Source organism: Parachlamydia acanthamoebae, assembly GCF_000875975.1.
GTDB classification, from domain to species: domain Bacteria; phylum Chlamydiota; class Chlamydiia; order Chlamydiales; family Parachlamydiaceae; genus Parachlamydia; species Parachlamydia acanthamoebae.
Map to the genome: position 1 here is coordinate 46,175 of NZ_BAWW01000055.1, position 11,848 is coordinate 58,022.

Below are 11,848 nucleotides of genomic sequence, written 5' to 3' on the forward strand. Positions count from 1 at the left end.
AATTTGATCTCTATCCTACGACAATGAGATAATGCATGAATAAAGACTTCCGATTATTGTTTTTCTGTATTTTGTGGATCCTTTTTTTCAATAACCAAGCAATGGGGCAAACAGATGAAAAAGAGAATTTAAAAACAACTTGTGAAAAAGAAGAAAAAGAAAAAACCGACGAAAAAGCAGAAACAAAAGAAGTAACCAATCCATGTGAAAAAAAACAGGAAGAGAAAGAAAAGAACAGCGAAGAGATTAAAGAAGAACCCCCAAAAGTTGGAAATTTCGCGTTACCTACTTCCCAACAACCTGCTGCACTGTTTGGATTTGGAGGAAATATTCTTGATAAAGATGAAGTGCAGCTCTATCTCTTTGCAGATTATTTTAGCGGAAAGAAAAGAGTTAACTCAGACATAATTCCAAGCGTTTTGTTTGGCGTAACGAATGAATTTTCTATCTATTTCAATTTCCCAGTTAATCCCTATTTGAGAGACGGCAAAAACCGATCAAGTGGTATAGAGGATTTCTTCATACAATTTGAGTATGCTTTTTATAACAAGTCGACAGCTTTCTATGTTGATGAAGCCACTATTGTTGCGAACATTACAGCACCTACTGGATCGACTAAAAAAAACCCACCCACTGGTTTTGGAGCACCCAGCGTATTTATTGGAGGCACTTTTTACCATACAATGGTCGATTGGTTTGCATTCACCTCACATGGAGCTATTTTAATGAGTTCAAATGGGGGGACTCGCATCGGGGATCAATTCCTCTACCAATTTGGATTTGGCAGAAATATTCCCAGCACGACAGATCGCATCTATGCCTGGATGTTAGAAATTGATGGCCAATATAACAAAAAAAATCGAATCGACCGAGTGATCGATCCCAATTCAGGCGGAAATGTCGTTTATGTAACCCCCTCCATTTGGATTTCAACCAAAGAATGGTTATTACAATTTGGGGTAAGTGTTCCTGTCACTCAAAATTTATTTGGAAAACAGCACAAAGTGGATTTTGCTCTAAACCTTAATTTCGCGTGGTCTTTTTATTAATTAAAAATAAATTATTTGAAAAATATCGTCAAATCTATCATACCATCTCTAAAGATTATTCATATCAAGGAGGCTCTTGTGGCACGCATTGTTCGATTTCATAAAGTTGGTGGACCTGAAGTTTTGCAAATTGACGAAGTAGAAGTTCCCTCTCCCGGTCCTGGTGAAGTGAGAATAAAAGTGAAGGCTCTCGGCCTCAACCGAGCAGAAGCCATGTTTAGAAGTGGACGCTATTTTTTTCAACCAACATTCCCTTCTCGTATAGGTTACGAAGCCTCAGGGATTGTCGAATCGGTTGGTCCGGATGTTAAGGATTTCGCACCTGGCGACAGTATTAGTATTGTTCCTGCAGCAGATCAAGGTAAATATGGTGTTTATGGTGAAATTGCAATTATCCCCGCACAGTATGCAGTCAAAAATCCTCCATCTTTATCTTTTGAAGAAGCTGCCGCCGTTTGGATGCAATACATGACAGCTTATGGGGCTCTTAATGATATTGCCGAAATGAAAAAAGACGATTATGTTGTCATCCCAGCCGCTTCTAGCAGCGTTGGCTTAGCAGCCATCCAGCTGTGTAACATGGTTGGGGCCATCCCTATCGCTACAACTCGTAAAAGCAATAAGAAGAAAGCTCTGCTGGATGAAGGAGCTGCACATGTTATTGCGACGGAAGAAGAAGATCTTGCAACAAAGCTAAAAGAGATCACAGGCGGTAAGGGTGCTAGAATCGTATTTGATCCCGTTGGAGGGAAAACTGTGCTTGCTTTAGCGGAAGGAATGGCGAATGGCGGTATCTTATTTCAATATGGAGCTCTTAGTCCAGATCCTACCCCATTTCCTTTGATGCCCGCGCTAGCCAAATCTCTTTCTATGCGCGGATATGTTCTTTTTGAAATTGTGAGTGATCCTGAAAGATTCGAGAGAGCGAAAAAATTTATTCTCAACGGACTCGCCTCTAAAAAATTAAAGCCAGTCATCGCCAAGACTTTTCCTCTTGATAAAATTGTGGACGCACATCGATATTTAGAGTCGAATCAACAAATTGGAAAAATTATTGTAACAGTCTAGAGAGAAAAAGCGGGGTTAGAAACAGCTTGCAAAAACATATACAAAGTTTTCAGCAAGATTGTATGGCAGCAGAAGCAAAAAGAACAAAAAATTGATTGAAGCCGCTAAAGTGTTGATTGACCATGACAACTGAGATGATGTTCACCTACCAAACACGCCTTGTGCTGAATGACGAACAAGACAACATCTTGCAACAATACGCGGATTTGCTCAGCCAAGTAGAACGTTCGTTGTACGCAGAAGTTGCTCAGGGAAAAGCGTCTGCTTCCTGCAAAAATCGGTTTCTGACAAGATTTAATATCACAGCACGACAATTTAATGCCTGTCGAGTGAGTTTGGACAGCAAAGTGGAAGGATGTCGAGTTGGACAAGATCGTGCCATTGAGAGTCTTAATCAACAAATCGCTTTGTTAGACCGAAGGATTCAACTTTTGGAAAAGAAGCCCTCAAAGCAATTTATTCTGCATCAAAAGAGACGGCGCCGAGCGATTTTGTTCCAACGTCGTGATTCCATTGAGGAGAGATCGCAAGCAAAAACGCGTCAGGCTCTGCTTTGGAAGTAAAAAGCTATTTAACACTCAATTTTATCTTGAGAAAAATGGGTTTTCCTCTCATTTGGAATGGAAAAAGGTATGGCAAGAAAGCCGAAATAGCGAGTTTTTTGGCTTGGGATCTAAGGATGAATCTTCAGGCAATCAGACATGTGTGGCTACCTTACAGAGCAATGAAACGTTGTGTTTGCGCTTGCGCCTTCCCAAAGCCTTGGAGGACAAGCATGGGAAATACCTCTACATCCAGACGTTATGTTCGCTTACGGCCAACAACAAGTCTTAGCTGCAATGAATAATCCCAAGGGACAGGCGATATCCTATCGCTTTAAAAAAGATGCAAAGAGCTGGAGAGTGTTCACTTCGACAGCCCTTCCAAAGGCTGACTGTATTTCACAAGAGGGACTTGGAGTCATTGGAATCGATCTTAACGCCGATCATATCGCCTATATGGAAACAGATCGCTTTGGCAAGCCGATAAAATCAAGAATACTTTCTTGGGTTCTTATGGAAAGAGAAAAGAACAGCTTAAAGCGATCACAGGAGATCTCTGCAAGAAGATAATCGATCAAGCAAAAGCCACAAAGAAGCCACTTGTCATTGAAAACTTAGATTTTCGAAAGAAAAAGCTCACTTTACAAGACAGTGGAAATAAGAAATTTTCACGACTGTTATCCGGTTTTGCTTACGGGCTCTTCTTCGCATGTCTCATCGCACGCGCCTTCAAAGAAGGGATTGAGATCTACCGAGTCAATCCGGCATTTACCTCAACCATCGGGCGTATCAATTATGCGAAACGCTATGGCCTAAGTATCCATCTTGCAGCAGCTCTTTGCATAGCAAGACGTTACCAAAAATTTTCTGAAGCACCTTGCTCTTCCCATGGACAAATTCCCGATGGGAAAGGAGGCCATGTCGCTTTTGTTCTACCCGTGAGGAATCGAATAAAACACGTATGGCATTTCTGGGGTAGTGTGAAGAAGAAATTAACAACAGTGCTTGTAGCACACTTTCAGGCGATCCATCGATCCTCGAGTCCGCCTATTCCGGCTCTTGCGACAGCGAATAGCTCCTGACTGTTATTGGTGAGATTCCAATATGTGAATCGTTAGCAAAACTGCTTGGCTAGCGTTTTATCATTCAGCTCAGTAAAGAGTAGATATGTATAGATTTTAAGTAGCGGTTTGCACTACTCCCCCCGCGCTTTAGCTATGAAAAGCTGATAAGCCATTTGCTGAATCAAATCACGCGCTGAAATCGATTGGCATAAGGGATAACCCTGCCCTGCCAAAAGAAACATGAGATCCATGCGCCCTTTTTGTGCGGCCAATGCTCGCAGTTTTGCCGTAAGAAAATGCTGTACAGGATAAGGGAGTACAGCTTTCTTGCCTAGTTCCGCCACGAATCGGTTTTCTATTAGCCGTGCCAATTTTCCAGTGAAAGCCTTAGATAATTTTGTTGGAGCATTTTCTTCAAGTAAAGCTTTTTTATAGGCCTGGTTTGCTCCGCTTTCGATAGTCGTGACAAATGCCGTTCCCAATTGCGCATACTTTGCTCCCATCACAAGAGCCGCTGCGATCCCATAGCCATCCATAATTCCCCCCGCAGCGATTAAAGGCAATTTAACAACCCGCTTTGTTAATGAAAGTAGCACGGATAAGCTATAGCAAGGATCTGGATTTGAAAAGCATCCTCGATGCCCTCCGGCTTCATAGCCCTGACAAACAATTCCATCACATCCCACTCGTTCCAATAAAATGGCTTCGCGTGGGTTAGTGGCTGTTCCAAACACTAATATTCCCTGCTTTCTAAAACGTTGAATGATGTCTTCTGAAGGGATCCCAAATGTAAAACTAAAAACAGAAATCTTTTCCTCTAATAAAACTTCGACTTGCTCTTCAAAGGCTGGAAGCTTTAGCTCTGTGGGAACTTCTAATGGTTCATCTGTAAGCTCTTTCCAAAAGGGTTTAATGAATTCGAGAGCTGCTAGTAGGTCAGGGAGGAGAATGTCTTTTTCCAAAACAAAAAGATTCACTCCAAAAGGATGCTTCGTCAACACTTTCGTTTCCCGAACAACCTTTTGAAGCTCCTCTGGTGTCATATATCCTCCACCTAAAGAGCCTAAAGCGCCTGTATTTGATACCGCAGCAGCTAGCTGAGGAGTCGCTACACCTCCCATGGGAGCTTGAATCAAAGGAAGTTTAAGGGCTAATCTTTCATCCATCTTGTTTAATCCATTCAAAAAGTCTAGGTTTGAAGTGTAATTCTTTTTTAGCTTTTGCATTTGATGCCGCCCGCAATTTTGTTGCGTAATAAACAGAGTCAGCCCCTCTTAGCTTAAATCCTTCCTTTTCTGAAATGAAAGGAGGAGCGGCCGCTTTTAAATACTTTGCGAAAGCAGGTAGCCATTCACGCATAGGTGACGGGTGATCATTTACAACATTATAAACTCCTGGCACACTTTTAATAGCAGACACAATAGCATGAGCAGCATCTTCAATATGTACAAAATTCCACACCCCCTCTCCCGCCCCAATAATGGGGAACTGCTGCTTCCGAATTTGCTCTGCAACATCACCTTCTGGATTAAACCATGTCCCAAGTCCATAAAAAAAACCAAATCGCAATGCGACTCCTTCTAAGGAACTTGCTTTAAAGAGACGTTTTTCAATTTCTTCATATAACCGTACGCCCGCAGCAATTCCAGGTGATGCTTGAAAAGCCATCGATGTATTTTCATCGGCCATTCCCTCGCCAGGCTCATACCAAAATCCGCTTGATTGCGCTATATAACGCTTCACACCCTGTTGCACAGCAGCCGTCAAGAGATTAGCCCCACCTTCCATTCGAATCTGTGCGTCTAATAGAGCTGCTTGACGCATGGATTCCGGTGTATATTCTTTAGGTAAACGTGTTAACATATCGATCACAATCGTTGGTTTAACATCACTCAAAACCGCAGCTACCGCCTCTGTATTTAAAACATCCAAAATCACAGGCTTTGCTCCCTCTTTGGCTAACTTAGCAGAACGCTCTTTCGACAAAGTTATTCCATAAACTTCATAGCCTTCTTTTAAAAGTTCTTTAGCTAAAGGTTGTCCAATCGCCCCTGTAGCACCAGCAATCAAAATCTTCATGAAAAACCTCTTTCTAAAAATAACTTACATTTCTTATGAATGATCTTTTCAGATTATAAAGAAAAATACAACTTTTGGAGAAATGATGAGCTATAAAATTCGAAAAAGTCATGAGCGTAAATTTTTCGATCATGGTTGGTTAAAAACATTCCATACGTTTTCATTTGCACACTATTACGACCCAAATTTTATGGGATTTAGAAGCCTACGTGTGATCAATGAAGATCGGGTTGCTCCAGGCAACGGATTTCCCATGCACCATCATGAAAATATGGAAATTATTAGCATTGTGCTAGAAGGAAGTCTTGCTCATCGAGATAGCATGGGAACAGAATCTGTCATTCATGCCAATGATATTCAACAAATGAGTGCAGGCACTGGAGTTAATCATAGCGAATACAATCCTTCAAGCACTGAACCTGTGCATTTTTTACAAATTTGGATTTTGCCAAATCAGGAAAACATTCAGCCTCGTTACCAACAAATGCCACTGCCCACCAGTCTAAATGAATGGATATTAATTGCCTCTGAAAACGGACAACAAAATTCCATTAAAATTCAACAAGATGTGATGCTTTATACCGCCTCACTCGAAATTGGAAAATCCTTTGAAAAAAATATTCCTGATCATCGTTATGGTTGGATACAAGTCATTGAAGGTGAATTATCTTTAAATGCAGATACCATTCAATCAGGCGATGGCGTTGCCATTAATCCCGATACAAACTTAATATTAAAAGCAATAAAACCATCACGCATTTTATTTTTTGATATGAATTAAATTGATTAATTAATTTCTTTAAACTAAATTAAAATGATAAGGGATCTTATTTGAAAATAATTGAGTATTATGAAGCATTTAAATAAATAGCTCTATTTATGAGGTGTTTTATGACTAGCAAATATTTTTTTAGTCTAGATTCGATTAAGCCTCAAATCAATAATTCTGGTGGAAGTCTAATACATGTCACTTCAAATGAAACCCCCGGCTTTGTCAACATTTCGTTTGCCAGCCTAAAGTTAAATCCAAGAGGGTCCACAGAACCTATCTGGCATACAAATGCGAATAAAATCGGCTATTGCACAGAAGGTGAAGTTTTGGTGCAAATGCGCACCCCTGATCAAGCGGAAGAATTTACAGTGCAAGCAGGGGAAATCTTCTTTATTCCTCAAGGATACATACACCGTGTAGAAAACATCAGTCAAAAAAATAGTGTCATTCAATTCGCATTAAATCATACACATCCAGAAACAATGCGTATTTCGAAAGCGATCGGATCTCTTGCAGATAGCGTCTTTAACTCTACATTTAATACCTCGTCTAATTTTGTTGATGGTCTTAAAAAAACACAAAATAATGAACTGATTAAAGTACTTTCTCAGTCATCTCATCCACAAACAAATGGAAAGAATGAGTATAAATTTGACATCAAAGATAGCAATAAACCGATATTAACCAAGGGTGGCTATCTTCAAATTGGAACAAAATCTACTCTGCCCAAACTAGAAGGATTGGGCATTTTGGGATTTGGATTGAATCCAAAAGGAATTGTCGAACCTCACTGGCATACAAATGCGGGTGAGCTTGTTTTTATTGTGAAGGGGAAAACTCGTATTACAGTACTTTCACCTGATGGACAATTAAATGTCATGGAGGTGAATGGCGGACAAGGCGCTTTTGCTCCGGCATCCCATTTTCATAATATCGAAAATGTCGGTTCAGAAAATGTGGAAGTGATTGCCTTCTTTAGCCATGCAACTCCAGACTATATTGGAATTGGTGAAGTGATCGGTTCCTACTCAAACGAAGTTCTAGGATCTATTTTCAATGTGTCCCCAAGCTATTTCGATGCATTCAAAAAAGAAGAAGAACCTCTCGTGATTGTGCCTATCTAATTGTAGCAATCTGCAGGCGGGTTATCTCCCGCCCCTCCATTTAATTTGGCCATTCTTATCTCTTTAAGGACTGATTCGGGCCACATTTACTCGTCTTTTATGGTTACTCTTTTACAAAACATCGTCTTGGTCTATATAGACTGAAAAATACCCATTTTGTAGGAGCAGTGAATGACTAAAAAACTTGAAGGAAAAATTGCAGTAATTACTGGTGGAAATAGTGGACTTGGTTTTGCCACAGCGCAATTGTTTGTTGAAGAAGGGGCTTATGTCTATATTACAGGACGTAGACAAAAAGAATTGGATGCAGCCGTTGAACGCATTGGTTACAACGTTAAAGGAATACAGGGCGACGTCTCCAATCTAGAGGATCTTGACCGGTTATACGCCACTGTCAAGGAAGAAAGTGGTCACATCGATATCCTTTTTGCGAATGCCGGGACAGGAGAATTCGCTTCCTTAGAAAACATAACCGAACAACATTACGATAAAATTTTTGACACAAATGTAAAGGGATTACTTTTTAGTGTGCAAAAATCGCTCTTCCTAATGCGTGAAGGCGGTTCAATTATCTTAAATGCTTCTATGGTAAGCTCAAAAGGGATCGAGGCTTTTAGCGTCTATTGCGCAAGTAAAGCAGCCATACGCTCATTTGCACGTTGCTGGATCCTTGACCTAAAGAAACGAAAAATTCGGGTAAACGTGATAAGCCCAGGCACGGTCCCCACTGAAGGCTATAGCAATGCCTTAAAATTAACCGCACAGCAAATTAGCCAATATGAATCTCAAACAGCCGTAGTGACGCCTTTGGGGCGAGTAGGCAAACCAGAAGAGGTCGCAAAGCCTGTTTTATTTCTTGCAACCGATGACAGCAGCTACATTACAGGCATTGAACTATTTGTAGATGGTGGTTTTGCACAAATTTAAAAAATGATATGAACATAATAAAAAAACTCAAAGATAAAGTCGCTTTAATTACGTGGAGGTCGCGTGGCATTGGTGCAGTGATCACTAAAAGGTTGGCTGAAGAAGGTGCAAATATTGCCATTAGCCATTCTAATTCAAGCCGATCAGTATAAGTATTTTGGGAAACTCAATATCCTCGTCAACAATGCCGAGATATTTCTCCCTGAGACTCTCGGAAATTTTGAATTAGATCTTAAAGCTTTGGCACGTCAACAAATCATCCATGTCGATGGTGTTGTCACAGCTGTAGGACGACTGTCCATTCATGAAGGCTGGCTCTGTAGGGGTAAACCCAGGAAATGTTGACTAATGTGCCACAAGCGGCTTTGATTGGATATACAAGAGGATGGGCTCGAGATCTCGCTCCTAAAGAAATCACCGTTAACATTGTTCAACCGATCTCATTAAAACATAGATGAACCCCGACAATACTGATTTCGCAAGCATTAACGATGCCCATTCCTAGTCCAAAGCCTGGATAGACCCATTCAGCTAAAGCTATGTTTTCTCGTTCCGTTGAACCTTTCCCAGCGGCTTGTGCTAGCGTATGTTGAGGGGTAGAAGCTAAGAAAACTCCAGGGGCTAATTCTATCGGAAGTTGATGGAAGAGAGAGCTATCTATAAAGCATCTATCGTCAAAGGCAAACTGGTCACGGCTAGACTTCATTGAAACTCCTTGGTGCATTGTGTATTATCGTATTACAGTCACATTCTCATACATAGATTGACTCTATTCAAATAAGGAACTTGGAGCTGTTGATAAAAATGACTTTAGTGGGATTCCTTGATCTCCGACCAACAAAATTCTATCTGGATTAAATTGTTTTACAAAAGAATCTATTCCCGAGTTTTGGATAGACTCTTGATTACTCTTAACCTCTATGGCAATGAGCTTGTCCCCTAATTGAAGGACAAAATCGACCTCTTTATCTCCTTCTCTCCAATAGAAAAGTTCTATTTGTGTTCCTCGAATGCTATTAAGCAAGTGCGCCCCTACAGCCGATTCGACAAGCCTGCCTAAAAAGACTTTATCCGACATAGCTTCAAAAAAGTTTTTCCCAGATTGCGCGCTCATAAGAGCGTTATTGTAAACGGCAAATTTAGGGCTAGATCCTTTTCTTCTTACATTCTGATTCGCAAATTTCTGTAATCCAGTAAGAAGCCCAGCACCATTAAGTAAATCTAAATAGTGCGCCAAAGTAGTCGAATTACCAGCATCTTGCAATTCGCCAAGCATTTTATTATATGAAAGAATTTGCCCTGAGTAATGGCATCCCAACTGAAAAAGCCTTCTCAATAAAGCTGGCTTATTTACTTGGCTCATCAATAAAATATCGCGAGAAATCGTTGTTTCTATAATAGATTCGGTAATGTAGTTAGTCCAACGCTCTGGATTTTTTTCATCGGCAAGAGGAGCCGCTCCAGGATAGCCACCAAAATAAAGATAACGTTCTAAAGACCATCCAAAGATTTCATGCATTTCTTTAAAGGACCAATGGGTAATAGGGATAGTCTCAAATCTACCAGCAAGGCTTTCAGACAATCCTTTTTGCATTAGCCAAGGCGAAGAACCAAGAACCATTACAGACAGATCAATCCCAGAAGCAGTATCTTGATCCCAAAGAAGTTTGACCATATCTGACCAATGAGGAATCTTCTGAATTTCATCTACAATTAGGAGGGCTTTTCCTTCAGATTTTGCTAGTTCCCTGGCAACATCCCATTGCTGTCTTAACCAAGAGACATCTTGAAGTGTAGCAAGGTCGGCTGTGATATATCGGCTTGGTATTCTCAATCCGTCTGCCACTTGACGCGCTAACGTTGTTTTTCCAACCTGCCGAGGACCTATAAGAGACTGGATAAAGCGACGAGGCTCTTGAACCCTTTTCAATAGCAACTCAAAGGAAGGTCTTTTTTTCATCATGGATTTACTCAGCGCATTGATTAAATTTACTCAGTGTTTTGAGTAATTTTACTCAATGCATTGAGTAAAGTCAAGATCTACTGTATTACAGTATTACGATCTAAAATGGCTGAACTCATCTAACTCGATGTTAGATATATAATTCTGTTTATAGCTTGTGTAGTTTTCAAATTTCCCCACTTCCTTTCGAAACGTTACATTAACTGCCCCTGTCAAACCAAACCTGTTTTTAGCAACGATAATCTCTCCAATTCCAGGCTTGTCTATAGGATCATAATATTCTCGTCTCAACAAAAATAAAATTTGATCTGAGGCTTCTTCTATGACTCCAGTATCGCAAAAATCAGTCATCATTGGCCTATGACCAGGTCTTTCTTCAACCTTTCTAGAAAGCTGGGAAGCAACTACGATAGAAACGTTGTGCTGATTAGCAAAAAGCTTTAGCTCGTTTATCATTTTAGAGCTCTCTTGATATACATCTCCCGTACGTATGCCGCCTAAAACCTGAAAATAATCAATAAAAATTACAGAAACTTCTTGTTTTACAGCAGATTCAAGCGATTCAATCAATTCGCTAATTGAACATCGATCATCGGAAATAAGAACATGCGACTCTTTTTGCATTATATTTATAGCTAAAACAACCCACTGAAATTCTTCTGCTTTTAATCCAGTTTTAGCCTGAGATTTATCATTCAACGGAAGAATACACTTCTCAAGTGGCACTTCAGAAGTATTGGAAATCATCTTTCTTGCGATTTCATTTTCACTTTCACAAAAAGAGAAATATGCAAATGGAACATCATTTTCTATTAAATGGGAAGCCATTGTTACCATCAGAGCTGTTTTTACCCATTGATGGCCTGGCTCCAATTGTCAGTAGAGAGTGCGCACGCAGCCCTTCATTTAGCATTTTATCCAGCTCTTGCAAGCCTGTGCTGTATACTTTTTCACTCATAATCACCTCATGAAAATAACAGCCAAATTCTACCTAAAAATGGCTTAAATCTACAGGTAAATTGGAAAAATGAGAGAGCTTAAGAAAAGCCACTACAGTATTTCTGTAGTACTGTATGACAAAACAAAAAACGCCTAAGAAAAACCCTTATTTTATGTAGCAAAAACCTCCCATACTTGCTCTCATTATAAAAATAACGACACCAGTAGGAGATATGATCAAAAGTTGTGTATGAGGTGAAAAAAAGAGAGCGCATCCTTAAAATGTTTTTTACGACAAAAACTAAATGGGAGTGCGCTCAT

14 protein-coding genes and 1 pseudogene are annotated in these 11,848 nt (G+C 40.1%); 10 read left to right on the top strand and 5 right to left on the bottom strand.

The features are described from left to right. Positions 1-35 precede the first annotated feature (35 nt). The 6 genes and pseudogenes from AOM43_RS08890 to AOM43_RS08910 all read left to right on the top strand — a co-directional run bounded on the left by AOM43_RS08890 (position 36) and on the right by AOM43_RS08910 (position 3,741). Positions 36-1,049 carry a hypothetical protein gene (locus tag AOM43_RS08890; RefSeq protein WP_052234784.1) on the top strand — a complete coding sequence of 338 codons (1,014 nt, stop codon included), beginning with the start codon at positions 36-38 and terminating at the stop codon, positions 1,047-1,049. 78 nt (positions 1,050-1,127) lie between these two features. Next, complete coding sequence (locus AOM43_RS08895) at positions 1,128-2,117, top strand: zinc-dependent alcohol dehydrogenase family protein (RefSeq protein WP_013925535.1); 990 nt, start codon at positions 1,128-1,130, stop codon at positions 2,115-2,117. Positions 2,118-2,157: 40 nt separating this feature from the next. Continuing rightward, a pseudogene (locus tag AOM43_RS14190) lies at positions 2,158-2,250 on the top strand (IS607 family transposase); the annotation flags it as partial. Then, entirely contained in the window at positions 2,240-2,680 is a 441-nt protein-coding gene (locus tag AOM43_RS08900) for a hypothetical protein (protein WP_059359913.1), read from the top strand. The pseudogene AOM43_RS14190 and the gene AOM43_RS08900, both read left to right, overlap by 11 nt. A 171-nt stretch (positions 2,681-2,851) precedes the next feature. Then, entirely contained in the window at positions 2,852-3,229 is a 378-nt protein-coding gene (locus AOM43_RS08905; RefSeq protein ID WP_059359916.1) for a hypothetical protein, read from the top strand. Then, the gene (locus AOM43_RS08910) at positions 3,163-3,741 is read left to right on the top strand and encodes an IS200/IS605 family accessory protein TnpB-related protein (protein WP_059359918.1); all 579 of its coding nucleotides are present in this window, start codon (positions 3,163-3,165) and stop codon (positions 3,739-3,741) included. The genes AOM43_RS08905 and AOM43_RS08910 overlap by 67 nt, the downstream gene beginning before the upstream one ends. 113 nt (positions 3,742-3,854) lie before the next feature. Here the strand turns inward: AOM43_RS08910 and AOM43_RS08915 are convergent, their stop codons facing one another. After that, entirely contained in the window at positions 3,855-4,889 is a 1,035-nt protein-coding gene (locus tag AOM43_RS08915; protein ID WP_059359920.1) for an NAD(P)H-dependent flavin oxidoreductase, read from the bottom strand. Continuing rightward, the gene (locus AOM43_RS08920; RefSeq protein ID WP_059359922.1) at positions 4,882-5,802 is read right to left on the bottom strand and encodes an NAD-dependent epimerase/dehydratase family protein; all 921 of its coding nucleotides are present in this window, start codon (positions 5,800-5,802) and stop codon (positions 4,882-4,884) included. Before AOM43_RS08920 ends, AOM43_RS08915 begins: the two co-directional genes overlap by 8 nt. 82 nt (positions 5,803-5,884) lie before the next feature. Between AOM43_RS08920 and AOM43_RS08925 the strand changes: the two genes are divergently transcribed. The 4 genes from AOM43_RS08925 (at position 5,885) to AOM43_RS08940 (ending at position 8,970) form a co-directional block, all read left to right on the top strand. Beyond that, the gene (locus AOM43_RS08925) at positions 5,885-6,583 is read left to right on the top strand and encodes a pirin family protein (protein ID WP_152618861.1); all 699 of its coding nucleotides are present in this window, start codon (positions 5,885-5,887) and stop codon (positions 6,581-6,583) included. Positions 6,584-6,693: 110 nt separating this feature from the next. After that, the gene (locus AOM43_RS08930) at positions 6,694-7,698 is read left to right on the top strand and encodes a cupin domain-containing protein (protein WP_013925543.1); all 1,005 of its coding nucleotides are present in this window, start codon (positions 6,694-6,696) and stop codon (positions 7,696-7,698) included. A gap of 171 nt (positions 7,699-7,869) precedes the next feature. Then, positions 7,870-8,625, top strand: coding sequence for an SDR family NAD(P)-dependent oxidoreductase (locus AOM43_RS08935; protein ID WP_006341469.1), 756 nt, complete (start codon positions 7,870-7,872; stop codon positions 8,623-8,625). A 114-nt stretch (positions 8,626-8,739) separates the two neighbouring features. Further along, positions 8,740-8,970 (top strand): hypothetical protein, encoded by a 231-nt coding sequence (locus AOM43_RS08940; protein WP_059359927.1) that lies wholly within the window; start codon positions 8,740-8,742, stop codon positions 8,968-8,970. A gap of 85 nt (positions 8,971-9,055) precedes the next feature. Here the strand turns inward: AOM43_RS08940 and AOM43_RS08945 are convergent, their stop codons facing one another. The 3 genes from AOM43_RS08945 to AOM43_RS08955 all read right to left on the bottom strand — a co-directional run bounded on the left by AOM43_RS08945 (position 9,056) and on the right by AOM43_RS08955 (position 11,425). Further along, positions 9,056-9,331, bottom strand: coding sequence for a hypothetical protein (locus AOM43_RS08945; RefSeq protein ID WP_059359929.1), 276 nt, complete (start codon positions 9,329-9,331; stop codon positions 9,056-9,058). 63 nt (positions 9,332-9,394) lie between these two features. Continuing rightward, positions 9,395-10,588 (bottom strand): ATP-binding protein, encoded by a 1,194-nt coding sequence (locus tag AOM43_RS08950; RefSeq protein WP_226987466.1) that lies wholly within the window; start codon positions 10,586-10,588, stop codon positions 9,395-9,397. A gap of 93 nt (positions 10,589-10,681) precedes the next feature. Then, positions 10,682-11,425 carry a DnaB-like helicase C-terminal domain-containing protein gene (locus AOM43_RS08955; RefSeq protein ID WP_059359931.1) on the bottom strand — a complete coding sequence of 248 codons (744 nt, stop codon included), beginning with the start codon at positions 11,423-11,425 and terminating at the stop codon, positions 10,682-10,684. Positions 11,426-11,848: the final 423 nt, after the last annotated feature.

Excerpts from the sequence above, each read along its gene's own strand:
- AOM43_RS08890 (WP_052234784.1), top strand. The coding sequence starts at position 36 with ATGAATAAAGACTTCCGATTATTGTTTTTCTGTATTTTGTGGATCCTT.
- AOM43_RS08900 (WP_059359913.1), top strand. The coding sequence starts at position 2,240 with ATGACAACTGAGATGATGTTCACCTACCAAACACGCCTTGTGCTGAAT.
- AOM43_RS08915 (WP_059359920.1), bottom strand. The coding sequence starts at position 4,889 with ATGGATGAAAGATTAGCCCTTAAACTTCCTTTGATTCAAGCTCCCATG.
- AOM43_RS08920 (WP_059359922.1), bottom strand. The coding sequence starts at position 5,802 with ATGAAGATTTTGATTGCTGGTGCTACAGGGGCGATTGGACAACCTTTA.
- AOM43_RS08925 (WP_152618861.1), top strand. The coding sequence starts at position 5,885 with ATGATGAGCTATAAAATTCGAAAAAGTCATGAGCGTAAATTTTTCGAT.
- AOM43_RS08930 (WP_013925543.1), top strand. The coding sequence starts at position 6,694 with ATGACTAGCAAATATTTTTTTAGTCTAGATTCGATTAAGCCTCAAATC.
- AOM43_RS08935 (WP_006341469.1), top strand. The coding sequence starts at position 7,870 with ATGACTAAAAAACTTGAAGGAAAAATTGCAGTAATTACTGGTGGAAAT.
- AOM43_RS08945 (WP_059359929.1), bottom strand. The coding sequence starts at position 9,331 with ATGAAGTCTAGCCGTGACCAGTTTGCCTTTGACGATAGATGCTTTATA.
- AOM43_RS08950 (WP_226987466.1), bottom strand. The coding sequence starts at position 10,588 with ATGATGAAAAAAAGACCTTCCTTTGAGTTGCTATTGAAAAGGGTTCAA.
- AOM43_RS08955 (WP_059359931.1), bottom strand. The coding sequence starts at position 11,425 with ATGGTAACAATGGCTTCCCATTTAATAGAAAATGATGTTCCATTTGCA.